This is a genomic window from Hydrogenophaga sp., from assembly GCF_018780385.1.
GTDB lineage: Bacteria > Pseudomonadota > Gammaproteobacteria > Burkholderiales > Burkholderiaceae_C > Hydrogenophaga.
Window position 1 is genome coordinate 39,704 of sequence record NZ_JADMJO010000003.1, and the last position, 22,138, is coordinate 61,841.

Genomic DNA, 22,138 nt, shown 5'->3' on the forward strand with positions numbered 1-22,138 from the left:
GACCGACCGTTGCATCTACTGTGGTGGAGCCAAGCGAGGGACCACTGTCTGCGAGAAGATGCGCCTCACGACACAAGGGGCAGTCTTTCAGGTTGTAGCCTTTGGGGATGGCGCCGCCCGCGCTTCGGGAAAAACGAGCACGGGTGGCGCAGGTATGTAGGCAAGGAGATCGCCAGATTTCCTTTTAGCGACGCGAATCGCAAATCTCTGTTTCCGCTCCTCTCCGTTCCAGTCTGTGTAGCAGATCACGCATGAAAGATCTTGCCCAATGTGCTGAACAGAAAGCGCAAACGACATCTCCACTGCAGTGCCGCCATTGAAAATTAACGGGAGTTCTTCGCCTTCAAACAAGAGAGACTCGTCCTCATCTGCGTAAATCGCTAAGCGCGAACACAGGCGCCCCATATTGGTCATCGTCAAGTAGAAAAGGTCTTTCCCGTGGTGCACAAGTCCGCCCGCAAGTTGCACGTCAAACACCGGCTGGTTCGACAAAAATGTTGCCCGACGCCTTTCTTCTTCTCGAGCGAGTTCAAACTCATGCTGGCGCTGCGTTGTCTCCACTAGTGCCCGTTGTTGGTCTACTGACGCCTGCAGCTCCTTCACCTGCAAGTTGAGCGCCGTGGTGTTCTGTCGCAGCTCCTCGCCCTGCTGGAGGTAGCCGAGCACTAGCCACAAAAACGCCAGTGGGCTGGCTGCGCCTGCAAGGGCATCACCCAGCTCATTCGGGGTCATTTTCATCACTGGATCGCGTTGGACATAGGCGTAGATTGCCAAGGCGACAACGTACGCGATGGTGACCAACATCCCAATGCTGTATCGCTTGTCGGTCATTCACACCTCAGCGAGTGGCGGTCAGATCATCGTCGGACTTGTACCCATCCCGCACCCTGACACGACGGGCCTCGGCGATCAGGATCTCGTTCGTCTTCTTCTCCTCACGGATGAGCTCGCGCAGAAGATCCTTGGTGCCGAAGATCGCGAAGGGCATCAAGATCCACAAAATCGCGATGAGCAGGACAAGCAGGCCCAACAGCAACATGACTACCCCACCAACTGCCTGCATCCCTTCCATACCGTCCATATCCGCCTCCTTGAAAAAGGCCGATCGTACGCTGCCCTGCCGTTTCAGAACTCCAAAAACCATCCTCTCGGCGCTAGACGCACCTTGATCCAGCGGCGGACCAAATCGATTCGCTTTCTATGGCCGGTCGCCCACAAGCGGCCATGCCGATAATGCACTGCATGACCTACTTCTTCACTCTCGAGTTCAGTCACGAGTTGCTTGTGGACGACGACGAGCCTTCAAGGTACGTGAAGGAAATCGAAGGTGTCGTTTGGGTCTATCGAGGCAGTCGCAAGCATCGCGCGGGCCGGTTTTCAATCTTCATCATCAACGTGGAGCGAGCTCTAGCGAATGACGAATCGGTGTTCGACATCTTTGACTACGCGTCGACAACAATGGGTTATCTACTGCTCTATGGCGACGATGGGGAGTACGCCCCCGAAGTGACCGCAATACTGCCAGGCGGTGAGCGATGGAGTCCGAACCTCCTAATACTGGATCGTTTGGAGGTGCTCCCCAAGTACCGGGGCTATGGCATCGGCCTGCGGGTGCTGCGCTGCCTCCAAGAGCAGTTCAGCATGGGTTGCGGCTTGGTCGCAATGAAGCCCTTTCCCCTTCAATTTGAGGGAGGGGATCCGGCGGAGAAAGAAGGTGATCCGAAGTTCGTGACGATGGGCCTTGGAGACTTCGACCGAAATCAGGGCCGTGCAACGGCAAGACTCTGCAGGTACTACGCCCAACTCGGCTTTATCGGTGTGCCGGGAACCGATTTCATGATCTCAGACCCTCTGATGGACCTCCCGCCACTCGTCGGAAGTTGACTTTTCGGAATACATAAAGCCGTGCGTCGATTCGACTTTATGCATTACATTAAGTCGCATGGCGAATAAAGAACTCGAAGCACGACCTCGTATGGGTCGGCCACCGATCCCTGAGGAACAAAGGACTGTGAATGGATCGATTCGTTTGACTCCAGATCGCTGGGCAAAGTTGAGAGAACTGGGAACAGGCTGGCTCAACAAAGCGATCGACCGCGCGAAGGCTCCGGGACCTGAGCGCAAATAACGAAGGCCGGCAGCGCTTGGACCCGCTACCGACCTTCTAACCACAACGTGCAACATCTGAAAGGACGCACACCATGGCTACATTGGATTCTAGATCCCCGAGCAATGTGATCGACTTTGAGAATTTCGCGGACCGACGAACCCTGACCGCTCATCAAACACGACACGTGGAAACGGATGGGAGAAGCGTCGACGGGAAAGAACTAAAACTGGAGGAAGGATTGTTCAACTTCGCCCAGCTTGCGCTGAAGAAGAGTGCATACGCGATGCGTGTCTGCGGCGATATCGGACATCCGACGATCCGCGAAGGCGAGTTCATTGTGATCGAGCCTCACCTGAAAGCTGCGCCCACTGACAGGGTGGTAGTAGCGCTCAAGGATGGCAGGACGATGCTGCAGGAGCTGCTCGTAGACCGGCCTAAGAGCATCACACTGAGGTCGCTGGACGGAGCCACTCGGCGCACCATCCAGCGCAACGAACTCCGCTCAGTGTTCGGCGTTCAGGTGGTGACATCGATCGTCTCGGCTCGATTGCTTGCGAAACCTCCTCTGGACACCTCCATCCACATACCTGCCGTGGGGTCGAAGTTCTCCTGAGCTATCAACCTGTCGCGTTCGGCAATGATGTTTTTCAAAGCCTCTTGACCTTGGACGGTATCAAGGTATGTGCGCCACCGAAGTGACTCCGCCTGCTCCGGCTATCGCAAGTCCAACAAAGGTTCCAAGCTTCCTTCATGATGTTCCCGGCGCTGGTGGGGGCAGGTTCAAATCTGAGCACGCTCGCGCTTTGTGGAAAAGCGAGGTTCACATCGTTGGTGGAGGCATCCGTCAATGTCGGAGGTGCTAGTTATAGAACAGCTCGATCATTTGCTGCCCAGTGGCGCCCTGGAAGGTAAGAGTGACCTTTCGCGGCGGCGCGGCCCAGTCGTCGGTGATGAGCTCGTCGATGAGTTGCTTCCCGGTCTTTCCCTGATGGATCAAGCGATCATGTTTTGCTAAGACACCGATCTCGAAGTACTCCTCCGAATAGCTATCGTCGGCGTACACGATCGATACCTTCACTGTCTTATGGGCATCCTTGGTCATGTTCATTCCTTTGGCCAGGTAGATATCGCGTAGCTGAGCTCTTCACGAGCATCGTCAACAGATCTGAGCCAGCCGCTGTTCTTAGGGCTGGTGTTGGTGGGTGAGCGCATAGCAATGTGCGCGCTTCGGAGGGCAGAGGCGAACGTAGCTGCGAGCCAGTCATCGACATGAGCAGATTCTCGACGCTCGAACTCTTTAAGTCGCAGTTCAAGGTGCTGCTTGAGGCCTTTGTACTCGGCCTTCGCATCATCTTCGCTGGCACACTTCGTTGTCACGGACGAGCCCATCTGCGAAAGCGATTCAGCCCGTACCTCCAGTTGCCGAAGCTCATCTAGATAGGCGTGCATGCAATTTCCTCTTTTACAGATCATCGGTCCATCGTCAGACTAGTAGCCGTCCTCCATTACAGTGCAGTCCCACCAGTGGGCCATAAGGGCGCGGCGCTGAATGACGGTCTATAGCCGAGGGCGGTCAGAACATGTTCGCGAAAAGCAACCTCCAGCCAGGCACTTTTGGCGGAGGTTTGGGATTTGCGACAGCGATGGCCTGCTCGTATTCGCAGGCCATGGCCAGTGCCTTGAGCATTGGTGGCTCCTTCGTTGACACCTCGGCGGCGTACCGCTTCTTCCACATGGCGACCTGCTCCATGGTCAGGTCATCTATAGGGACCCCCTCGATGTCGGCGATCAGGAGCATCAGTTTTACGGCCAACTCGTTATGGAGCACGCGCCGAGACGAGTAATTGAAAACCAACGAGAGAAAGCCTAGACCGGCTATCACCGATGCAGCGAACGGCAACCAGCATTCCAGCGCCTTGGCGAGGATTGTTGCCCCGAGAAGGACGGAGATCGCTGTTGTCGCTTTATCGAGTTTGTCGAACCACGCCTCGCGTCGTCTGTGATAGCGGTATGCGATCCAGAGGCGATGCCAGAGTTCGCAGCGAAGATCCCACTCGTCAGGCGGCCGATTGGTATGGAGCATCCCCTCCGTGGCATCTCCGTCCTGGGCCGCCATGCTTCACTTCTTTGATGAAGGGGGTGAGGATGGCGCTGGGCGCGGCCCCGGAGGCGGAGCAGGAGAGAAATACTCCAGCACCTTTCCGCCCCTGCCACCGTGATCGTGGGCCGGGCCTCTCGTGGGTTGCGGGCTCGGGGCGGGCGGTGGGCCGCTTGGCTTTTTGTTCACTCCGTCTCCTATGTTTTGTTACAAGTGTAGTGGAGCATACCAATTGTGGTGACGTGCCAAAGTACGTCACGGCTTCGCGCACATCAGGCCAATGATTGGCTGTTCTCGAAGTGATGCTCTTCGAGCTGCGCGAACAACCGTTCCATTTCATCCAAGCTTGACACAGAGCCCAACGGCCTGTGCGGCCCCACCAATTCGGCCTCCGTCTCGCGGAGCAACTGCGTCCAGCAAATCATTGTTTCCAGCGGCTGCTCGGCACCGGGCGTACCCGGCCCCTCCCCGCATGGCTGCGGCTTTGGTTCGATGGAATGGCTTGGCGGTTTGGTCATGGGCTCAGTGTCACCAGGCAGCTCGGGCTCGTCAACGCAACGTGTCTGCGAGCGCTTCATCGGCAGCGATCTGAGCATGTGTGCACTGGGCAAAACCTGCCAGTTGCAGTCCGAGGATGTGGGCCTCGCGATGGGACATGCTCAACGACTGGTCCCCCACTTTGGCCGTAACAGGGCCGCCGATTTCCTCGATCGTCAGGCCTACCGGCCGAATCGGTGGCTGCGCCCGAAGTAGTCGAAACACCCCTGCCTTCAAGCGGCGCAGGCTTTCGTCGTCCTCGATGAACCGCTTGCGCAGCACCTCGCGGGTGATGACTTGGTCGTGGGCGTGCAGGTCCATGATGGCCCCCCAGAGGATGTCTTTGGTGCGCCGACCCGCTGCGGGCTTCACACTTTCGGAGGAGATGACATTCATTCTGGAGCTGGGGGGGGGGGTGGCGGGGGCCCCCCCCGAGATCCCATTTATAGCTGTTTGGGGGCCTTGAAGTAGTGCGTACCTCCTTGCGTACCTCACTGCGTACCTCACTGCGTACCGGCACTGCCCCATTCCCGGCTTCCCACCATGTGTCCCGAAAGCTTGAGAGATGGAAGAATCTTGTCGTTTAAAACGGCGCCAGCGAGATGAACACTTCGACCGGGCCAGGACCGTGATATACAGCTTCACCTGTTGATGTGATGCGAACGATCCGCCAGTTGTCGCGTTGCTCGACATGGTAGGCGGTAGCTGGAAGCTCGAGCACCGTTTCCACAGGGTAAGGCAGGCGTAAAAAAGCCCGCGAGAGGCGGGCTGTTGGGGGAAGGGAATGGTCAGGACTAGTTGCGTCCGATGCCTTTCGGGTCCTTGTAAGCCGACAATGCGATCTGGGCAAACGAAGCCGGGAGGGCGCGGTCTCGCACCTTTGAGTTCAGGTAGTTCTCGAATTTGCCTTCACCAACGTATGTCTCTCGAAACCAGCGCCTGAACTCTCCCAGCGCGGCGTCCGGATAGCACCATGGCTTCTGCGGATTGGACATGGCCTGGGGAAAGTAATCTGGGTAGTTGTGCTCGTAGTTGATCCTGGCGCCGTATTTCGCATCAGACTTGCCTCCAGTCCAATGCTTGCCCCAGCCGATGCCGACTGAAATGTCAGGAACAAAGTTGCTGTCGATCATCAGTCCTTGCTGACCAAGGTGAACGATCATGTCCGAGATCTCTTTAAAGATGCTGAAATATCCGTTCGGAACGGAGTTGTAGACAAGCGAAACACGATCGTGGAACTGCCGCCAGACCTCCGGCACATGGTTCTGCGGGTCATATCCCACCTGCGTGTAGATGAAATCATGGAGCGCCTTGCCCGCAAGCAATCGGAAGTTCTTTTTGGCGTCATCTGTTGGCTTGTCGAAGGCGTGATACTCGAGAACAGCTAGGCAAACCACGTCCGAGTAAGCATGGAAGAACTCGCCAGCTTGACGGATCTCAACATAAGGCGTGGCGACAAAAATGCCCTTGTCTGCCAAAATTTTCTTGACAGCACGCGCCAGTGGGTTGGGCGCTTGGCTGTTCCAACTCTGCGCCAGTTCAGAGACGCGGCTGCTGTCTATTCCGCATAGACCGGCAAGTCCGCGCCCCGTGAGGAATGCCGTGCCGTCCGACAGCACCCCCATGCCTATGCCGTTGATCTCCAGTTGCTTGTCGATGAACAACTCACCCTGTCCGGCAGGGGTGCGCGGGTTAGGGGTTAACGTCGCAGGTAACTTATTGATTCCTAGAGACTTTTGGGTGCGCGGATTTGTTGGCTTCGACGGCATGAATCTTCCTTGATCATTTGAATACGGCCCGCTCGATTCTCCCTTGCCCATTGTCAAAGCGCCAGTCGGCCCGGCGTGACGTTCTCCACGCTCACCGCTTCCGCCACTCCCAAGGCGGCCCGGCCTGCATAGACCAGACCCCGCGACCAGCGCCACGCCGATCGTGCAGGCTATCCTGGTCGAGGTTTTGCCGTTCCTCACTGGCTCGACTTGAGAGACCCGCTACACGCCCGCCTTGATGTAGGGCCAAGCAGCGAGAGCCAACGCTGCCAAAGAAACTGGGATGGCCCAGCCCGCCCACTTTGCCGAACGCTCCGCAAGGGCAGTTCACAGACTTCACGCGGTAGGCAACTGTTGTTCGGGATGCGCCTGCACGTGCTCGCGCTTGAGCAGGAAAAGTGCGTTCTTCAGGGCGGTTTCCGCTTGCCTTGCGCGGTCGCGAAACTCGCCCTGCTCCGGTGGTGATCGGCAGAGATCAGCGTAGGCCAAGCGCGCGGCCCGTAGCCTGAGCTCAACCACCTCCATTGATTGCTTGGTGGCCAGTGCCCGCGGAAACTCAAGGTCACCTTTCAAGGCATCGTCAAGCGCGGCCAGGCGGAACTCTTCCGCACCAGCATCGAGCTGGCGCTGCATGCCCGTCATGGCTTCGGCAATCGTCGCCGGGTGAGTCTTCCGCATCGCCACGTCGTCCGCGCGCGCCTGCAGCAGCGTGAGCGCCGCCGTCAGGCGTTCGATCTCAGGGTGCCCCGCGAACAGCGCGTCCGGGAGGCCCCTCGCGATCTGATCCGAGTCGCGCGGGCTGGCACCCTCCTCCAGGCGCGGCCCTCGGTGATATGCCGAGTAGCCCGAGAGGATGGTTTTGCTGGCTTCGTGGCCCTGCCACAGCCGTTCGACGGTCGAGAGGTTCTGCATGATTCTTCCTGTTGAGTTGAGATGGTTCCGCGCGTGATGTGAGCCGGGCGTAGCCCTAGCGCACCTCCTCGAACTGGGGCTGACCCTGTGCATCGAGGCTCACGACACGGACGCTGCGATCACCTACGGTGTAGGTCTTGCCCACCTCGTAGTTCTCGGGGCGAGAGCCTTTCGTGCGGCCAGCCTCGCCGCGGCGCACCTGGGCGGCCATGTCGACCACCTGGCCAGTGCGGTTGTCCACCACCAGCGCCGGGCCGCGCAGCTTCACGACCCCTCCGCTACCGTCGGGCGCCGCGTATTCCTCACCAGGCACCACGGTGTAGCCGGGGTTGGCTTCGCTTTTGCCCTGCAGCGCCATCAGGGTCTGCGCCGCAGCCTTGCGCTTCGCATCGGTATCGGCTGTTACGTAGGCGCTGCGCGCGGCTTGCAACTGCTCCGACTCGGCCATGGTGTTCGCCCGAAAGCCGCGCGCGCTCGCGCTATTGAGTTCCGATTCGGCCTGACGGCGTACGCCCAGATCCGCGACGCCGCGCGCAATCTCGGTTTGGTCGGCTGTGGCCTGCCGCTTGCTGGCGCTGTTGGCCAGGCGCGAGCGCAGCAAGTCGTCCATCGTGGTCTTGCGCGGGTTCATGCCGGCGTTGAAGGCGTTGATGCCCTGGGCGTCCTTCACCTGCTTGTCGTAGGTGTAGCGCTGATCGGCCGTCATGCCGTTGCGCGGGTCGAACGGGCGATCGAGGATTGCTTTTGCTTCGCCTGGGGCCATGCCGGGCACCACGCTGACGCCGGCGCCGCGCGGCTTGAAGCCCGCGGCCTGGGCCCCTTGGTAGTTCAGCGGGCCGCTGATGTTCTCGCCACTGAACTCCTTGATGCCATTGGGCTGGCGGCGCACGCCAACCATGCCCAGACCAAGCGCTTGATCGCCAGAGGGAGCCACACCACCGGTGGCAGGGCCTGGCACGCCCCCAGGGGCTCGTGGGGCGGCGGCGGGGTTGGAGGTACCAGCGACACCCGATCCGTTGACTTGTGCGGCCGCACCACGGCCGTCCGCATCGGCGGCATTCAGCAGCGACACGCCTGCTGCCAGCGGAACACTGGGCGCGAGCACGCCCTGGACAAGAGGTGAAGAAAATCCGGTGGCCACCTTGGCGGCGCCTTTCAGCAGGCCGGCGACGACGGGCCCACCGATCGGCGCGAGGGCTGCAGCGGCATTGCTCACGCCACGGGAAAACTCGGTGCCGTTGTCGCGGGTGCCGCTACCTCCTTTCCACCCCATAGGTGCGGAGCTGGGGATTTGGTCGACTGGGCTCTTCTTGCCGGCAAGCAGTGGGGCTGTTCCCAGACCTTGCTGGGGCTGGCGCGGCTGGGCATCTTGGGTTCGTGTGTACATGATGGTTGTCCGGTGGGTATTTGTTGAAATGTGGGGAGAAAGCGGGCGGGAGTTCGTGGTCGGTCACCTCTTCCCCTTCATCGCAGAGAACTCTCGCGCAGGCACCGCTGCGGGAGATCGTTCTGGCGGTGAGACCTTGCTTTCAAGGCGGCGCAGCGTCGCGACCTCATCACCACCGGCGAGGCGAACCGCCTCGGCGATCAGCGCTCGCACGGTGTCCAGGCCTTCGCCTGGCTTGACCATGCCCATGCACACGCTGATCCTGGCGTTGTAGGTGGCCATGGCTTCGGTTCGGGCGCGCGCGGTGTATGACGACCTCAGGCCCTCCGACATGGGGATCTTGAATTGCGACTCGGGTGCAGGCCTCCGTGGCTGGATTGCTTTGCAGAGGGCCACGAACTCGGGCAGCGTCGGCGGGTACTTCGAGTGATCCACCTTGCAGCGCTCGGCCGCCGCGCGCACCACATCGCCGTCAAAGCCGTCGAGCTCGTGTTGCCAGACCACCATGGCCGACTTGATGCCGCGGTCCTTGCCCTCGGCGTCCACGTCGCCGGTGGTGTACCGCGAAAGCAGCAAGGTGCCGTACCAGGCATGAAACAGCATGAACAGGCCTTTGACGCCGGCCTGCAGGTCTTCAGGCTGCGCCGACACCGCGCCGATTTGCGCGCCCTTGATAGCTTGGGTGATGGTTTTAGACATGGGTGGCTCCGTCGAAGATCGCTGCTGCTGCTGCGGTGAAGCGGCTCGTGGAAAGCGCTCGGCTCTGCGTCTGCCGCTCATGCGGCTTGAGCCAGTCGGCCTGGAGGCCTTGAGAGCCGCGCATACACCAGACCTGCAAGAAGGCATCGAGAGGCAGGCCGGCCGTCACAGCTTCGCGCCGGGCTCCGTCCACAACTGTCTCAGTCACGGGCGCCTTCTTGGCCTTGCGCAACGCCAGCCAGTCGACCCAGGTCTGCTCGGCAACGTCGTCCGGTCTGCCAACTCCGGCGGCGGTGCTGCGCTTGCGAGGTGCTACACCACCGTCAGGTGGTGGAGATGTAGGAATTGGAGACGGAGACGGAGACGGAGACGGAGACGGAAACGGAAACGGAAACGGAAACGGAGACGGAGATGGAGACGGAGCAATGCTGTCTTCGGCTGGTTGCATGCACCCAGCACCATCCTCGCCTGCTGCGCTCGTGCTACCAGCATTGCAGGCAGCATCTCGGAGTGCGGCGTACTCAGGCACCTGGCGGTTCGCCTCAGCGACACCGTGATGGCGCTTGGCCGCGTTCCACTGGGCTTTTTGTGACCGCATCTTGGCCCCGGCCGCCCATGGGTTGTGCTCGGCCCAGTCATGGATCGCGCGTGTGCCGACCTCACCGTCGAGGAATCGCACCTTCGCCAGCTCGCCAATGAAGGCACCATCAGCACCTCCCCAGTCGGCCGCCAGTTCGATGTCCTCATCGGTCATGCCGCTCAAGTCCCCATCGCTGCGGTTCGATGCAGCCCAGAGGAAGAGGCACACAAGACCCCAGCCACCGGCCGGGCCCAGCCGACGGATCAGCTTCTTCGTCTTCGGGTGCGACGGAAGGCCCGTCGAGATTCGTGCATCGGCGGCCATCATGGAACCACCTTGCTGCCGGTTCGGATGACATGCCGCGGCTGCTTGCGCAGTTTCGGCTCGGTGTCAAGGACATAGAGTGCCGAACGCGTGTGCTCAAAGCCATCTTGATCCCAAAGGGTCACGCGCTCTGTACGAATCACGTATCCAAAACGATCGCGCAACTCCTTCACGCGAGCGGCACATGAGTACGCGCCGAGTCTCCGGAGCTCGTACGAGGTCTTGGGGCCGGTGCGCAGTGCATCAAGAATGCGCTGGCGCTGGGCTTCCGCAGTCGTGCTCTTCGCACTACACTTAGCGTTGTCCGTTTTCTTATTTCCCTGAAAGCCCCCGGCCTGGCCGCCTGGGGCTTTTGCTTTTTCTGGGTGGTCGTTCCGGTTCATCGCGAACCTCCGATCTGCGCCAAGAACTCCAGAACGGTTGGCCAGGAGTCGAAAGACCGGGCGTGACCCCAGCGACTGACCACCCATGAGTCTTTGCCGTCTGCGCCGCGGCCGCCGGCAATCAGCGCATGGCCACGAAGTGCGTACTCGGCGCGGGCATTTGCAAACGATTTTTGACTTGGATGGTGACCCGTGACGAGGTCCTCTGATGTCGCAACCAGGGCGGTCATGCTGACCCCTGCCCAGCCAAAAGGCGGCGGATGTCACCGACCTTGAAGCGCGTGCACTTGGCGCCGAGGCGTACGGGCTTCGGGAAGTCAGGCTCGAGACTCGTGCGCCGCCAGACGGTCGAGGGTGCGATGCCGGCGAGAGTGCGAAAGGCCGTCACCGGCAAAAGAGCCGAATCGGGCAGAGAGTCGAAATTTTTGAGATCCATGTTGCGTCCTGGTGCGCAACGCCTGGTGGTGATCAAACACCGGACGCTGCGCGGGTTGAAAACTGCGCGCAACAGGAAATGTCTACCTCAGTTCAGAAAAAATGAAACCCTAGTGGGGGTCATCGAGGCGGACTGGCATCGTACGGATGCATTGCTCGCCGACAAAGGACTGCCGGCTCAGCCCGGGGAACCGAGCCTTCAGGGCCCGCGCAAGTCGGTGATACTGCGTCTTTCCTCGAAAGGAGTGGTATGCAGTTGGAAATGGGTGACGTGAAGTTGCACACCGTGGAAATTGAAGGGGTGGCCTACACAATCCGGATCGGGTACGTCCCCAACGGGTTTTGGTGGAAGTGCGCTGGAGGCTTCGATTGCGACGGAGTCAAATCGAATCGCGAAGTCGCGTTGGCGGATGCAATCGCTGAGATCAAGGCCCGTAGCCTGTAGGGCCGTCGAGCGCGGCCGCTCCGCGTGAAGCGTGGGAATGGCCTCGGCGCCGCCACAAGCTGGTAGAACCGGCTCGCGCACTAATCAGCCCTGGCGCGTGTGGTGGATGGCAGGTTGGCGGTCAAAGGCGCTTCTCCCGTCGTGCTGTCGACCTGATCCAAACGGCCTGCAGACCAGCCGTGTCTCAGCGACCCAACAGTCAGGGCACTTTTGGTTTTCGCGGTATTTTTCACGGTACCCATGGACTTCATCCGGCTGAAAGCTAGCCTACATGCGGTCTGCAGGCCGATGTTCGAGTCCCTCCGGGCGCCAACCCTTTTCAGGGCGCGGTCCGCTTGGTGGTCGCCAGAAGCCCCGCAGCCAAAAGAAAAACAACGCCGGTGACACGGTTGAAAGCCTGGGCGCGGCGCGGCTGTTGAAGCCACTGCCTGGCACGCGCCGCGGTCAGTGCGTAGACAGAAAGCCAGAAGAGTTCGAAGAAGACAAACGTGACTCCGAGGATCACGAACTGCGTTGCTTGCGGCGCCGAAGGCTCGATGAACTGAGGAAAGAGCGCGCCAAAGAACAGCAACGCTTTCGGGTTGCTGGCTCCCACCAGAAGGCCGCGCGCAAACAGCGACTGGGCGTTGCCGGCGCGCAAATCGTCACTGGGAACGTTCAGGCTTGATGCCTTGGACAACAAAGACGTCACACCCAGGTAAGCGAGGTAGGCAGCACCCAACCACTTGAGCGTTGAGAAAAGCACCTCCGACGCAGCGAGGGCGGCCCCCAGCCCAAGCATGGAAAGGCACATGAGGCCAGCAATGGCTGTCGTGCTTCCGAACGCCGCCGCCAGCGCACGGCGTGGGCCGTGCTGAACCGACGTTGAAATGCACATGAGCACGCTGGGCCCGGGGGTGACAGTCAGTACGAGTACGGCTGCCACGTACAGCAACCAAGTGGAAAGTGTCATGAGATGGGCGTTGGATGAAAGTGGGACCCCACACTGGGGCGCTGCGTCGTGCGCGATTTTCGCTGATGGCGATACGCTCCCGGCGGAAAGCAGCGCGCCGATCTGGCGGGAGGTCCAAAGATCGGGGTTTCCCCGGGTGGTTTGCAATAAAACATGAAGTATATTGCGTGCACTTCATATGAGCACCCCTTCCAAACTTCTCATCCTGGTTGGCACCATGACCAACACCGCCGAGCATGTGGCTCAGGCCATCGAGATGGGTTGCGCCGATTTGATGCCGTCCATTGAAGTCCGGCTGATGGAAGGTCTGGACATCCGGGTTTTTGAGGAAGATGCACTTTACGTCATCTGCTCATCCACCCACGGCTCGGGCGATGTGCCCGACAACGCCCACCATCTGTACGAATCCCTGGCCAGCGAGCCCAGGTACCTGGGCTCGGTGCGCTACGGCGTCATCGCCCTGGGCGACAGCGCCTACGCCCAGACGTTCTGCAACGGCGGCTTGCAGTTCGACGAACGTCTGGCGGATCTGGGCGCGGTGCGCATTGGTGAGGTGTTTCGCCACGACGCGTCGGCTGGTACCGAACCCGAGGTGGTTTGCACGGCCTGGGCGCGCGAGTGGCTGGCCCTCGCCTTGCATGCCACGGTCTGAAGCCGAGCACCTCCGATTCACATATAAATAGTTCAAGCCTCAAGTACGGGTTATTCTGTATCGTCAATCGCGACCTCGCCGTCTACAGTGCCCTGACACCCCACAGCTTTCCGCCAACCCAACTGGAGATCCTCAATGACCACTCGCCGACTTGTCCTGACCCGCAGCGCTGCCGTGATCGGCGCCGCGTCCACCGGCCTGCTGCTGCCCGAAATCGTGCGCGCACAGTCGGACAAGGTCCGTGTGGGTTTCATGCTGCCCTACACCGGCACCTTCGCCCAGTTGGGGGTGGCGATTGAAAACGGTTTCCGCATGGCACTCAACGAACAGGGCGGCAAGCTCGGTGGCCGCGAGGTCGAGTTCTTCAAGGTCGATGACGAATCCAACCCGGCCAAGGGCATCGAGAATGCCACCCGCCTGGTGCAGCGCGACAAGGTCGACGTGCTCGTGGGCACCGTGCACTCCGGCGTGCAGATGGGCATTCACAAAGTGGCGCGCGACAGCGGCGTGCTCAGCCTGATCCCCAACGCCGGCGTGCACGTGGCCACCCGCGCCCAGTGCTCCCCCAACGTCTTCCGCACCTCGTTCACCAATTCCCAGCCCACGCTGGCGCTGGGCAAGGCCATGATGGAACGCGGCCACAAGAAGGCCGTGTGGATCACCTGGAACTACGCGGCTGGCGACGAGGCGTTTGAAGGTTTCGAGAAGAGCTACACCGAGGCCGGCGGCACCATCATCAAGAAGCTGGGTCTGCCCTTCCCCAACGTGGAATTCCAGGCGCTGCTGACCGAGATCGCCTCGCTCAATCCCGATGCCGTGGCGTGCTTCTTTGCGGGTGGCGGCGCGGCCAAGTTCCTGCGCGACTTCGCGGCAGCCGGCCTCAACAAGAACATCCAGCTCTACGGCTCGGGCTTCCTGACCGAGGGTGTGCTGGATGCCGCCGGTGATGCCGCCAACGGCGTGCTGACCACCATGCACTACAGCGATTCGCTGGACACGCCGCGCAACAAGAAATTCCGCCTCGACTACGCCAAGACCTTCAAGCTGCAGCCCGACGTCTACGCCGTGCAGGGCTACGACACAGGCTTGTTGCTCGTCAAAGGGGCCAACGCTGTGAAGGGCGACCTGAGCAACAAGCCAGCGCTGTACGCCGCCATGAACGGCGCGGAGATCGACAGCCCGCGTGGCAAGTGGAAGATGAGCGCGGCCCACAACCCGATCCAGGACATGTACCTGCGCAAGGTCGAGAACAAGGAAAACAAGGTGATCGGCATTGCACAGAAGGCCGTGGCCGACCCGGCCACCGGCTGCCGCATGGGCTGAAGCCGGGCGGACCTGCGCCCGATCCGGGCGGGTCGCACCCAGGGCCGGCGCCTCACGGGCGCTGGCCTGTTTTTTGCACGCTTTCAAGATCCCACGACCCACCTGCTCGCCCATGGATTTCGCCAACTTCCTCATCCAGCTGCTCAACAGCCTGCAATACGGCCTGTTGCTGTTCATGCTGGCCGCGGGCCTCACGCTGATCTTCGGGATCATGGGTGTGGTCAACCTCGCACACGGCAGCTTCTACATGCTGGGCGCCTACCTCGCGTGGTTCCTGGTGGGCCAGTTGGACAGTCTGGTGCTGGCCATCGTGCTGGGCACAGTGATCGCCGTGGCGCTGGGCTGGCTGCTGGAATGGACCCTGTTCCGGCACTTCTACCACCGCGACCACCTCGACCAGGTGCTGCTCACCTTCGGCCTGATCTACATCTTTGAAGAGGTGCGCTCCATCCTCTGGGGCGATGACGTGCACGCGGTGCAAGTGCCCGAGGTGCTGAACTGGTCGATCCCGCTGACCGAGAACCTCTCGTACCCGGTGTACCGGCTGGTGATGTCGGGCGTGTGCATTGCGCTGGCACTCGGCCTGTATCTGCTGATCTCCAAGACGCGTCTGGGCATGAAGATCCGAGCCGGGGCGTTCAACCGCGAGATGACCGAGTCGCTGGGCATCAACATCCGCCTCATCCACGGCGTGGTGTTCGCCCTGGGCGTGGCATTGGCCGCCATCGCCGGCATGATCGCCTCGCCCATTGCAAGCGTCTACCCGGGCATGGGCAACTCGGTGCTGATCATGTGTTTCGTGGTCGTCGTTATCGGTGGTATCGGTTCGGTGCGCGGCGCCCTCGTCGCGGCACTGCTCGTGGGCCTGGTGGACACGTTCGGCAAGGTGCTGGTGCCACAGATCGCTGGCATGGCGGTTTACATGCTGATGGCGGCGGTGCTGCTCTACAAGCCCGAAGGGCTCTTCAAACAATGAGCTCCCCCAAAGCCCAACTCGAAAAGCTGCCGCGCAGCATCCAGGCCATTTTGGTGCTGGGCGCCATCGCGCTCGCCGCGTTTCCGCTCATGCCGCTGACTGGGGTCGACTTCTACCTGCAGATGCTCTCGCAGATGATGATCCTGGCGATCTTCGCCATGAGCCTCGATCTGCTGCAGGGCGTGAGCGGCCTGGTGTCGCTCGGCCACGCAGCCTACTTTGGTCTGGCCGGTTATGCGCTGGCCTTCCTCACGCCGGCCGACACGCCCATCAGCCTGTGGTGGGCCCTGCCTGCATCTGCGCTGGGCGCGGGCCTGGCGGCGCTCATCATCGGCTTCTTCGTGGTGCGCACGCACGGCATCTACTTCATCATGGTCACCATGGCGTTCGCGCAGATGGTGTTCTTCCTGTTCTTCGACAACAAGGTGCTCGGTGGATCGGACGGCGTGTACGTGAACTTCCGGCCCACCGCCTCGGTATTCGGCTGGACCGGCATCGACCTGGAAAACAAAACCACCTTCTATTACTTCACGCTGCTGCTGCTCGTGCTGGTCTATGCCTTCCTGCGCCGCCTGCTGTTCTCGCCCTTCGGCCGCGTGCTCGCCGGCATCCGCGTGAACGAGCACCGCATGCGCGCGGTGGGCTATGGCACCTTTGGCTACAAGCTCGCGGCCTTCACGCTGGCCGGTGCGCTGGCCGGTGTGGCGGGCTTCCTGTGGGCCGCGCAAACGGGCTACGTGAACCCCGAGCTCATGGGTTTTCACATGAGCGCACACGCCATCATGATGGTCATCCTCGGCGGCATGGGCAACTTCGCCGGTGCCATCGTGGGGGCCTTTGCATTCGAGTACGTGATGCACTTCTTCAAGGACCTCACCAAACACTGGCAACTGCTCATGGGCAGCTTCATCGTGTTGGTGGTGGTGTTCGCGCCGCGCGGCCTGCTCGGTCTGGTTGGGCAGTTGTCGAAGAAGCGGGAGGCGCCATGAGCGAACTCATCCTCAGCGCCCGCAACCTCACCAAACGCTTCGGCGGACTGGCCGCCGTCAACGACGTGTCGGTGGATCTGCACCGCGACCGCATTCACGCCGTGATCGGCCCCAACGGCGCGGGCAAGTCCACCCTGACCAACCTGCTCTCGGGTGACCTGCCGCCCACCTCGGGCCGCATCTCGCTCAACGGCACCGAGACCGCCGGCAAGAGCCCCGAAAAAATCTCGCGCCTGGGGCTGGGACGCAGCTACCAGAAGACCAACATCTTCCTGCCCTTCACCGTGTGGGACAACGTGCGCCTGGCCGCGCAATCGCGCGAACGGCACGCGCCGTGGAACGTGCTGCGCTGGGTGTCATCGGCCAGCGCCATGGGTGCGGTGAACCAGCGCTGCGAACGTGCGCTGGAACTCGCCGGCCTCACAGCACGCGCCAACGTGGTGGCCGGCACCACCAGCCACGGCGAGCAGCGCCAGCTGGAAATCGCCATGACCCTGGCCACCGAACCCACCGTGCTGCTGCTCGACGAGCCCCTGGCCGGCATGGGCCAGGCCGAGGCCGAGAGCATGGTGGCGCTGTTGCTGCGCCTGAAGAAAGACCACGCGATGATGCTGGTGGAACACGACATGGATGCCGTCTTCACCCTGGCCGACCAGCTCACCGTGATGGTGAATGGCCAGGTGATCGCCAGCGGCACACCGACCGAGGTGCGGGCTGATGCATCGGTACAGGCCGCCTATCTGGGCGAGGAACACTGATGAGCACAACCGTATTGATCGAAGCGAAGGGCCTGAACACCCACTACGGCGCCAGCCACATCCTGCGCGGCATCGACTTCACGGTGGGCCAAGGCCAGACCATCGGTCTGATGGGCCGCAACGGCATGGGCAAGTCCACGTTGCTCAAATCCATCATGGGCATCGTCAAACCCAGTGGCGGCAAGGTGCACGTGAAGGGTCGCGACATGACCGGTGCACCCACCTTCGAGATCGCCCGCCTCGGCCTGGCCTACGTGCCCGAAGGTCGCGGCATTTTCGGCAACCTGAGCGTGAGGGAAAACCTGGTGATGTCTGCCCGCGCCGGAACCAAAGGCCAGCGCGACTGGACCTACGACCGCGTGCTGGAAACCTTCCCGCGCCTGGCCGAACGCCTGAACCACGGCGGGCAGCAACTCAGCGGCGGCGAACAGCAGATGCTCACCATCGGCCGTGCGCTCATGACCAACCCCGACCTGCTGATTCTCGACGAAGCCACCGAAGGCCTGGCGCCCCTGATCGCGCGCGAGATCTGGCGCATCTGCGGCTTGATCCGCGAAAGCGGCATCAGCAGCATCATCGTGGACAAGAACTGGAAACACGTGACCCAGATCACCGACCGCAACGTGATCCTGGTCAAGGGCGAAGTGGTGTTCGAAGGCAGCTCCGAGGAACTGCTCTCTCAGCCCGGTCTGCTGGAACAGCACCTGGGCGTCTGAGCGCTTAAAGCAGCGGCCGCAGCTCGCGCGCGGCATCCTGCAGCAACGGCAACATGTCGCGCTGGAACTGCGGCGAATCCATGCGCTCGGCGGACGACACCACGTTCAGCGCAGCCACCGCCTTGCCCTGCATGTTGCGCAGCGGCACCGCCAGCGCAAACACCCCCAGCTCGTGCTCCTCGCGTGCGATCGACACGTCGTTGCTGCGCACCTGAGCAATGACGGCCTTGAACGCTTTGTGGTCGACCGCGGTGTGCGGCGTCAACCGGGGCAGTTCGCGGCCTTTGAGCCAGGTCGCGAACTCGGATCTCGGCATGGCCGCGAGCAGCACCCGGCCGGTGGACGTGGCATGCGCGGGCAGCCGCGCACCCAGGTGCAGCCCATAGGCCATGAGCCGTTGCCCGCCGATGGACACGTTGCGCGCAACGATCACCACCTCGTCACCGTCGAGCACGGCCGCCGAAAAGGAGTCTCGCGTCAGGGCCGCGAGTCGGTTCAACGTGGGCTGCAGCAGCCGCGGCAGACGGGCCGAGGCCAGGTAGCTCCCGGAGAACCGCAGCACCTTGGCCGAGAGCCAGTAGTGGCTGCCATCGGTGTCGAGATACCCCAGGTGCGCCAGGGTGAGCAGGTGGCGCCGGGCCGCCGCGCGCGTGAGGCCGGCGCGTTCGGCCGCCTGCGTGGCGTTGAGCCGCTGGCGCTGGGTATCGAAGCTTTCCAGCACCGCCATGCCTTTGGCCATGCCTTCGATGAAATCTGCCTTGGCTATTGCGTGCTCGGGTGCGTTCATGGGCGGATTATGCGCCGGGCAACCCTTATTGCGCGGTGATCGCACAAGCTGTCCGATCATCGCGCAAGCTCGAGGGTGTGTGATTGTGTTGCAGGCACGAGGTTCCTACGCTTGGCGATTCCCATCAGGAGACAAGACATGCGAACCCAGGTCGCCATCATCGGCGCCGGCCCATCGGGCCTGCTGCTCGGTCAGTTGCTGCACAAGGCCGGCATCGACAACATCATCATCGAGCGGCAGAGCGGCGACTACGTGCTGGGCCGCATCCGCGCCGGCATCCTGGAGCAGATCACGGTGGACCTGCTGACCGAGGTGGGCGTGGGCGAGCGCGTGAAGGCCGAGGGCACGGTGCACCACAGCATCGAGCTGGTGTTTGCCAACGTCCGCCACGCGATCGACGTGCACGGCCTCACCGGCGGCAAGGTGGTCACGGCTTACGGCCAGACCGAGGTGACCCGCGACCTGATGGACGCGCGCAGCGCCGCCGGCCTGCCCACCATCTACAGCGCAGCCAACGTGACGGTGAACGACTACGACAGCGACCACCCGGTGGTGCGCTTTGAGAAAGATGGTCAGACCCACGAGCTGGCTTGCGACTTCATCGCCGGCTGCGACGGCTTTCACGGCGTGTGCCGCGCCAGCGTGCCCAAGGGCGCCATCACCGAGTACGAGAAGGTCTACCCCTTCGGCTGGCTCGGGGTGCTGGCCGACGTGCCGCCGGTGTCCACCCACGCCATCGTCTACGCCAACAGCGAGCGCGGTTTCGGCCTGTGTTCCATGCGCAGCCTCACGCGCAGCCGCTACTACGTGCAGTGCCCCATCGACGACAAGGTCGAGGCCTGGAGCGACGACCGCTTCTGGGACGAACTGCGTCGCCGGCTGGACCCCGAAATGGCCGAACGCATGATCACCGGCCCCAGCATCGAGAAGAGCATTGCGCCGCTGCGCAGCTTCGTGGCCGAGCCCATGCGTTTCGGACGTTTGTTCCTCGCAGGCGACGCGGCGCACATCGTGCCGCCCACCGGCGCCAAGGGTCTGAACCTGGCGGCCAGCGACGTGAAGTACCTCTCCAGCGCCTTCATCGACCACTACCTCGACAAGAGCAACGCCGGCATCGACAACTACTCGCAGCAGGCCCTGGCGCGCGTGTGGCGTGCCGAACGATTCTCGTGGTGGCTCACCTCGCTGATGCACCAGTTCCCCGACACCGCAGGCTTCGGCCAGAAGGTGCAGGAGGCCGAGCTTGACTACCTGGTGAATTCCGAAGCCCTGTCGCGCTCACTGGCCGAGAACTACGTCGGCCTGCCGCTGGACTTCGGGCGGCGTTGACATCGGGTCGACTCGATGGGGACGGGCGACGCTGTCGCCCGTTTGCGTTTCGGATGGCCCCTGCGGCGGTACATTGCAGCGACCTCACCCACCCGACGCGCCCATGACCGCCACCACCCGCCCTGCCCCTGCTCTCAAACCCCTGCGCGGCGTGCGCGTGCTCAGCCTTGCGCTCAACCTGCCGGGGCCGGCCGCGCTCATGCGCCTGAAAGCGATGGGTGCTACATGCCTCAAGGCCGAACCGCCCGTGCCCAAGAGCGCATCAAGCGGCGACCCCATGGGCCAGTACAACCCCAAGGCCTACGCCACGCTGCACGACGGCATCAAGACCATCACCATCGACCTCAAGACCGAGAAGGGCCAGGCCACGCTGCACAAGGCCCTGGCGCGCACCGACCTGCTGCTCACCTCGTTCCGCCCTTCCGCACTGACCAAGCTCAACCTGGGGTGGAAGGCGTTGCACAAGCAATACCCGGTGCTCAGCGTGGTGGCCATCGTGGGTGCACCGGGTGAGCGCGCGGAAGAACCCGGCCACGACCTCACCTACCTCGCCGATGCCGGCCTGGTGCCCGGCCTGGAGCTGCCCGCGACCCTGTTTGCCGACATGGGCGGCGCCCTCATGGCCAGCGAAGCGGCGCTCAAGGCGGTGATGGTGCAGAAGTCCACCGGCAAGGGCGTGTTTCAGGAGGTGGCCTTGTCGGATGCCGCAGCCTGGCTCGCCCTGCCCCGCACCTGGGGCCTGACGCAACCCACCGGCGCGGTGGGCGGTGCGCACGCGGGTTACCGCGTGTATCCCTGCAAGGACGGCCGCGTGGCTGTGGCTGCGCTGGAACCGCATTTCGCGGCCGCGCTGTGCAGCGCAGCCGGCCTGTCGGCGAGTGACATGCGCACACTGTTCAAGCCCGACACCCACGCGGCCATCGCCACCTTCCTCAAAGGCATGACGCGCAAGCAGCTCGATCAGTTGTCGGTGGCGAAAGACATTCCGCTGCACACGCTGGCCACCTGATCAAGCCGCCAGCACGGCGGCGGCCCACGCTGGCAGCTTGGCCGGAATCACGGGCGGCAAGCCTCGGCGGCAGCGAGCCACCAGCCGTGGCGGCTGGATGGCGGTGCCCGAGGTGTCGTAGAGCAAGGCCAGGTCGGCCAGGCGCACGGCGTCCTTCAAATGCCCCAGGGTGCGCGGGTAGCGCGCCAATATTCGGTCGGGTGGCACGGCGTGGCCGCCTTCGCGCACCCGCTGGGCCACACGGCGCACGAGTTGCTGCGCATCGTCCACGCACACCACCAGCAGCACCGTGCGAAACCCCGCGGCCCGGGCAGCGCCCATGAGTTGCAGTTTGGAGGGGTGGGAAAACACGGTTTCGCTCACGAACGAGTGGCCCGCGGCCAGCAGCGTGGCGCGGCGCTGGTCTGCCCATGCTCTGGCCTGTTCGGAGCGCGCTTTCGGGTCGATCACCTGCGCCAGGTGGGTCGCCTCAAACAGGTCGGCGTTGACGAATTCCAGTTGGGTCGGGATCAGCCCCTCTGTCACGGCGGCGCGATACAGCGTGGATTTGCCGGCTCCGTTGGGCCCGGCCAGCAGGTAAAAAACCGGTGGCGTCACGCAGCGCGGCGGGCGGCGGGTGCCTTGCTGCGGTTGTCCTGCACGGTCTGGCGCACGGCCTGGGCCAGACGGCCGCTGGATTCGGCGGCGAGAAAGCGGGCTTCGATGGCGTCCAGCGGATCGGCCGGCACCGCGTGCCGCGCAGCCGCGTCGTAGCGGGCAATGGCCTCGCGGGCTTCCTGCACCGTGAGGCCGGTTTCTTCGGCAATGCGCCCGAGCGTGGCCCAGTACTCGATTTGCCCGGCGACCGAGCGCCGCTGTGGCTGCGCAGCCTCACGCGCCTGCTGAACCAGCCCGGCGGGCAACTTGACAGAGGAAAATGCGGAAGCGGTGGCGGACATGAAACATCTCCTGTTTGGCGCATTTTGCGC

28 protein-coding genes are annotated in these 22,138 nt (G+C 62.5%); 10 read left to right on the forward strand and 18 right to left on the reverse strand.

Annotated elements, in window-relative coordinates; all coding sequences use genetic code 11:
- Window positions 1–87: 87 nt before the first annotated feature.
- Together IV113_RS00720 and IV113_RS00725 are read right to left on the reverse strand one after the other, a co-directional pair.
- Window positions 88–831, reverse strand: a complete 744-nt coding sequence (locus tag IV113_RS00720; RefSeq protein WP_291079825.1) for a hypothetical protein — start codon at window positions 829–831, stop codon at window positions 88–90.
- Window positions 832–838: 7 nt separating this feature from the next.
- Window positions 839–1,081 carry a hypothetical protein gene (locus tag IV113_RS00725; protein WP_291079827.1) on the reverse strand — a complete coding sequence of 81 codons (243 nt, stop codon included), beginning with the start codon at window positions 1,079–1,081 and terminating at the stop codon, window positions 839–841.
- Between the two features lie 161 nt (window positions 1,082–1,242).
- Between IV113_RS00725 and IV113_RS00730 the strand changes: the two genes are divergently transcribed.
- On the forward strand, window positions 1,243–1,884 hold the full coding sequence (locus IV113_RS00730; protein WP_291079829.1) for a hypothetical protein: 642 nt from the start codon (window positions 1,243–1,245) through the stop codon (window positions 1,882–1,884).
- Between the two features lie 317 nt (window positions 1,885–2,201).
- The gene (locus IV113_RS00735) at window positions 2,202–2,723 is read left to right on the forward strand and encodes a S24 family peptidase (protein WP_291079831.1); all 522 of its coding nucleotides are present in this window, start codon (window positions 2,202–2,204) and stop codon (window positions 2,721–2,723) included.
- 246 nt (window positions 2,724–2,969) lie between these two features.
- Here the strand turns inward: IV113_RS00735 and IV113_RS00740 are convergent, their stop codons facing one another.
- The 13 genes from IV113_RS00740 to IV113_RS00800 form a co-directional block, all read right to left on the reverse strand.
- Window positions 2,970–3,212: a hypothetical protein gene (locus IV113_RS00740; RefSeq protein ID WP_291079833.1), complete on the reverse strand. Its 243-nt coding sequence runs from the start codon at window positions 3,210–3,212 to the stop codon at window positions 2,970–2,972.
- A 2-nt stretch (window positions 3,213–3,214) separates the two neighbouring features.
- Window positions 3,215–3,559: a hypothetical protein gene (locus IV113_RS00745; protein ID WP_291079835.1), complete on the reverse strand. Its 345-nt coding sequence runs from the start codon at window positions 3,557–3,559 to the stop codon at window positions 3,215–3,217.
- Window positions 3,560–3,683: 124 nt separating this feature from the next.
- Complete coding sequence (locus tag IV113_RS00750; RefSeq protein WP_291079837.1) at window positions 3,684–4,226, reverse strand: hypothetical protein; 543 nt, start codon at window positions 4,224–4,226, stop codon at window positions 3,684–3,686.
- Window positions 4,227–4,480: 254 nt separating this feature from the next.
- A complete protein-coding gene (locus IV113_RS00755) occupies window positions 4,481–4,726 on the reverse strand; it encodes a hypothetical protein (RefSeq protein ID WP_291079839.1) in 246 nt (81 codons plus the stop codon).
- 31 nt (window positions 4,727–4,757) lie between these two features.
- The gene (locus tag IV113_RS00760; RefSeq protein WP_291079841.1) at window positions 4,758–5,141 is read right to left on the reverse strand and encodes a hypothetical protein; all 384 of its coding nucleotides are present in this window, start codon (window positions 5,139–5,141) and stop codon (window positions 4,758–4,760) included.
- A 398-nt stretch (window positions 5,142–5,539) separates the two neighbouring features.
- Window positions 5,540–6,514, reverse strand: coding sequence for a hypothetical protein (locus IV113_RS00765; RefSeq protein ID WP_291079843.1), 975 nt, complete (start codon window positions 6,512–6,514; stop codon window positions 5,540–5,542).
- A gap of 336 nt (window positions 6,515–6,850) precedes the next feature.
- Window positions 6,851–7,426, reverse strand: coding sequence for a hypothetical protein (locus IV113_RS00770; RefSeq protein ID WP_291079845.1), 576 nt, complete (start codon window positions 7,424–7,426; stop codon window positions 6,851–6,853).
- A gap of 55 nt (window positions 7,427–7,481) precedes the next feature.
- A complete protein-coding gene (locus IV113_RS00775) occupies window positions 7,482–8,699 on the reverse strand; it encodes a hypothetical protein (protein WP_291079847.1) in 1,218 nt (405 codons plus the stop codon).
- Between the two features lie 177 nt (window positions 8,700–8,876).
- Window positions 8,877–9,512, reverse strand: a complete 636-nt coding sequence (locus IV113_RS00780; protein WP_291079849.1) for a hypothetical protein — start codon at window positions 9,510–9,512, stop codon at window positions 8,877–8,879.
- Window positions 9,505–10,419, reverse strand: coding sequence for a hypothetical protein (locus IV113_RS00785; protein ID WP_291079851.1), 915 nt, complete (start codon window positions 10,417–10,419; stop codon window positions 9,505–9,507). The genes IV113_RS00780 and IV113_RS00785 overlap by 8 nt, the downstream gene beginning before the upstream one ends.
- Window positions 10,416–10,799, reverse strand: coding sequence for a helix-turn-helix domain-containing protein (locus IV113_RS00790; RefSeq protein ID WP_291079853.1), 384 nt, complete (start codon window positions 10,797–10,799; stop codon window positions 10,416–10,418). The genes IV113_RS00785 and IV113_RS00790 overlap by 4 nt, the downstream gene beginning before the upstream one ends.
- A gap of 226 nt (window positions 10,800–11,025) precedes the next feature.
- Window positions 11,026–11,235 carry a transcriptional regulator gene (locus tag IV113_RS00795; protein ID WP_291079855.1) on the reverse strand — a complete coding sequence of 70 codons (210 nt, stop codon included), beginning with the start codon at window positions 11,233–11,235 and terminating at the stop codon, window positions 11,026–11,028.
- A gap of 763 nt (window positions 11,236–11,998) precedes the next feature.
- Window positions 11,999–12,604 carry a LysE family translocator gene (locus tag IV113_RS00800; RefSeq protein WP_291079857.1) on the reverse strand — a complete coding sequence of 202 codons (606 nt, stop codon included), beginning with the start codon at window positions 12,602–12,604 and terminating at the stop codon, window positions 11,999–12,001.
- Between the two features lie 205 nt (window positions 12,605–12,809).
- Between IV113_RS00800 and IV113_RS00805 the strand changes: the two genes are divergently transcribed.
- The 6 genes from IV113_RS00805 to IV113_RS00830 all read left to right on the forward strand — a co-directional run bounded on the left by IV113_RS00805 (window position 12,810) and on the right by IV113_RS00830 (window position 18,045).
- Window positions 12,810–13,283, forward strand: a complete 474-nt coding sequence (locus tag IV113_RS00805; RefSeq protein WP_291079859.1) for a flavodoxin domain-containing protein — start codon at window positions 12,810–12,812, stop codon at window positions 13,281–13,283.
- A gap of 135 nt (window positions 13,284–13,418) precedes the next feature.
- A complete protein-coding gene (locus IV113_RS00810; protein WP_291079861.1) occupies window positions 13,419–14,606 on the forward strand; it encodes an ABC transporter substrate-binding protein in 1,188 nt (395 codons plus the stop codon).
- Window positions 14,607–14,718: 112 nt separating this feature from the next.
- Complete coding sequence (locus IV113_RS00815) at window positions 14,719–15,582, forward strand: branched-chain amino acid ABC transporter permease (RefSeq protein WP_291079863.1); 864 nt, start codon at window positions 14,719–14,721, stop codon at window positions 15,580–15,582.
- Window positions 15,579–16,571: a branched-chain amino acid ABC transporter permease gene (locus IV113_RS00820; RefSeq protein WP_291079865.1), complete on the forward strand. Its 993-nt coding sequence runs from the start codon at window positions 15,579–15,581 to the stop codon at window positions 16,569–16,571. Before IV113_RS00815 ends, IV113_RS00820 begins: the two co-directional genes overlap by 4 nt.
- Entirely contained in the window at window positions 16,568–17,329 is a 762-nt protein-coding gene (locus tag IV113_RS00825) for an ABC transporter ATP-binding protein (protein ID WP_291079867.1), read from the forward strand. The genes IV113_RS00820 and IV113_RS00825 overlap by 4 nt, the downstream gene beginning before the upstream one ends.
- Window positions 17,329–18,045 carry an ABC transporter ATP-binding protein gene (locus tag IV113_RS00830; RefSeq protein WP_291079869.1) on the forward strand — a complete coding sequence of 239 codons (717 nt, stop codon included), beginning with the start codon at window positions 17,329–17,331 and terminating at the stop codon, window positions 18,043–18,045. Before IV113_RS00825 ends, IV113_RS00830 begins: the two co-directional genes overlap by 1 nt.
- A 4-nt stretch (window positions 18,046–18,049) precedes the next feature.
- Here the strand turns inward: IV113_RS00830 and IV113_RS00835 are convergent, their stop codons facing one another.
- Entirely contained in the window at window positions 18,050–18,832 is a 783-nt protein-coding gene (locus IV113_RS00835; RefSeq protein ID WP_291079871.1) for an IclR family transcriptional regulator C-terminal domain-containing protein, read from the reverse strand.
- A gap of 138 nt (window positions 18,833–18,970) precedes the next feature.
- Between IV113_RS00835 and pobA the strand changes: the two genes are divergently transcribed.
- Entirely contained in the window at window positions 18,971–20,161 is a 1,191-nt protein-coding gene (gene pobA, locus IV113_RS00840; RefSeq protein WP_291079873.1) for a 4-hydroxybenzoate 3-monooxygenase, read from the forward strand.
- A gap of 103 nt (window positions 20,162–20,264) precedes the next feature.
- Complete coding sequence (locus IV113_RS00845) at window positions 20,265–21,170, forward strand: CoA transferase (RefSeq protein WP_291079875.1); 906 nt, start codon at window positions 20,265–20,267, stop codon at window positions 21,168–21,170.
- Here the strand turns inward: IV113_RS00845 and IV113_RS00850 are convergent, their stop codons facing one another.
- Window positions 21,171–21,767 (reverse strand): AAA family ATPase, encoded by a 597-nt coding sequence (locus tag IV113_RS00850; RefSeq protein WP_291079877.1) that lies wholly within the window; start codon window positions 21,765–21,767, stop codon window positions 21,171–21,173. It lies immediately after the preceding gene.
- On the reverse strand, window positions 21,764–22,108 hold the full coding sequence (locus IV113_RS00855; protein WP_291079879.1) for a hypothetical protein: 345 nt from the start codon (window positions 22,106–22,108) through the stop codon (window positions 21,764–21,766). The genes IV113_RS00850 and IV113_RS00855 overlap by 4 nt, the downstream gene beginning before the upstream one ends.
- Window positions 22,109–22,138: the final 30 nt, after the last annotated feature.

What these genes read in the sequence shown, in the direction of transcription:
- IV113_RS00855 (WP_291079879.1), bottom strand. Translation starts at nt 22,108, where the DNA reads ATGTCCGCCACCGCTTCCGCATTTTCCTCTGTCAAGTTGCCCGCCGGG.
- IV113_RS00755 (WP_291079839.1), bottom strand. Translation starts at nt 4,726, where the DNA reads ATGACCAAACCGCCAAGCCATTCCATCGAACCAAAGCCGCAGCCATGC.
- IV113_RS00830 (WP_291079869.1), top strand. Translation starts at nt 17,329, where the DNA reads ATGAGCACAACCGTATTGATCGAAGCGAAGGGCCTGAACACCCACTAC.
- IV113_RS00805 (WP_291079859.1), top strand. Translation starts at nt 12,810, where the DNA reads ATGAGCACCCCTTCCAAACTTCTCATCCTGGTTGGCACCATGACCAAC.
- IV113_RS00735 (WP_291079831.1), top strand. Translation starts at nt 2,202, where the DNA reads ATGGCTACATTGGATTCTAGATCCCCGAGCAATGTGATCGACTTTGAG.
- IV113_RS00745 (WP_291079835.1), bottom strand. Translation starts at nt 3,559, where the DNA reads ATGCACGCCTATCTAGATGAGCTTCGGCAACTGGAGGTACGGGCTGAA.
- IV113_RS00795 (WP_291079855.1), bottom strand. Translation starts at nt 11,235, where the DNA reads ATGGATCTCAAAAATTTCGACTCTCTGCCCGATTCGGCTCTTTTGCCG.
- IV113_RS00750 (WP_291079837.1), bottom strand. Translation starts at nt 4,226, where the DNA reads ATGGCGGCCCAGGACGGAGATGCCACGGAGGGGATGCTCCATACCAAT.
- IV113_RS00720 (WP_291079825.1), bottom strand. Translation starts at nt 831, where the DNA reads ATGACCGACAAGCGATACAGCATTGGGATGTTGGTCACCATCGCGTAC.
- IV113_RS00845 (WP_291079875.1), top strand. Translation starts at nt 20,265, where the DNA reads ATGACCGCCACCACCCGCCCTGCCCCTGCTCTCAAACCCCTGCGCGGC.
- IV113_RS00815 (WP_291079863.1), top strand. Translation starts at nt 14,719, where the DNA reads ATGGATTTCGCCAACTTCCTCATCCAGCTGCTCAACAGCCTGCAATAC.
- IV113_RS00835 (WP_291079871.1), bottom strand. Translation starts at nt 18,832, where the DNA reads ATGAACGCACCCGAGCACGCAATAGCCAAGGCAGATTTCATCGAAGGC.
- IV113_RS00825 (WP_291079867.1), top strand. Translation starts at nt 16,568, where the DNA reads ATGAGCGAACTCATCCTCAGCGCCCGCAACCTCACCAAACGCTTCGGC.
- IV113_RS00785 (WP_291079851.1), bottom strand. Translation starts at nt 10,419, where the DNA reads ATGATGGCCGCCGATGCACGAATCTCGACGGGCCTTCCGTCGCACCCG.
- IV113_RS00725 (WP_291079827.1), bottom strand. Translation starts at nt 1,081, where the DNA reads ATGGACGGTATGGAAGGGATGCAGGCAGTTGGTGGGGTAGTCATGTTG.
- IV113_RS00730 (WP_291079829.1), top strand. Translation starts at nt 1,243, where the DNA reads ATGACCTACTTCTTCACTCTCGAGTTCAGTCACGAGTTGCTTGTGGAC.
- IV113_RS00765 (WP_291079843.1), bottom strand. Translation starts at nt 6,514, where the DNA reads ATGCCGTCGAAGCCAACAAATCCGCGCACCCAAAAGTCTCTAGGAATC.
- IV113_RS00760 (WP_291079841.1), bottom strand. Translation starts at nt 5,141, where the DNA reads ATGAATGTCATCTCCTCCGAAAGTGTGAAGCCCGCAGCGGGTCGGCGC.
- IV113_RS00775 (WP_291079847.1), bottom strand. Translation starts at nt 8,699, where the DNA reads ATGGGGTGGAAAGGAGGTAGCGGCACCCGCGACAACGGCACCGAGTTT.
- pobA (WP_291079873.1), top strand. Translation starts at nt 18,971, where the DNA reads ATGCGAACCCAGGTCGCCATCATCGGCGCCGGCCCATCGGGCCTGCTG.
- IV113_RS00740 (WP_291079833.1), bottom strand. Translation starts at nt 3,212, where the DNA reads ATGACCAAGGATGCCCATAAGACAGTGAAGGTATCGATCGTGTACGCC.
- IV113_RS00780 (WP_291079849.1), bottom strand. Translation starts at nt 9,512, where the DNA reads ATGTCTAAAACCATCACCCAAGCTATCAAGGGCGCGCAAATCGGCGCG.
- IV113_RS00820 (WP_291079865.1), top strand. Translation starts at nt 15,579, where the DNA reads ATGAGCTCCCCCAAAGCCCAACTCGAAAAGCTGCCGCGCAGCATCCAG.
- IV113_RS00790 (WP_291079853.1), bottom strand. Translation starts at nt 10,799, where the DNA reads ATGAACCGGAACGACCACCCAGAAAAAGCAAAAGCCCCAGGCGGCCAG.
- IV113_RS00810 (WP_291079861.1), top strand. Translation starts at nt 13,419, where the DNA reads ATGACCACTCGCCGACTTGTCCTGACCCGCAGCGCTGCCGTGATCGGC.
- IV113_RS00770 (WP_291079845.1), bottom strand. Translation starts at nt 7,426, where the DNA reads ATGCAGAACCTCTCGACCGTCGAACGGCTGTGGCAGGGCCACGAAGCC.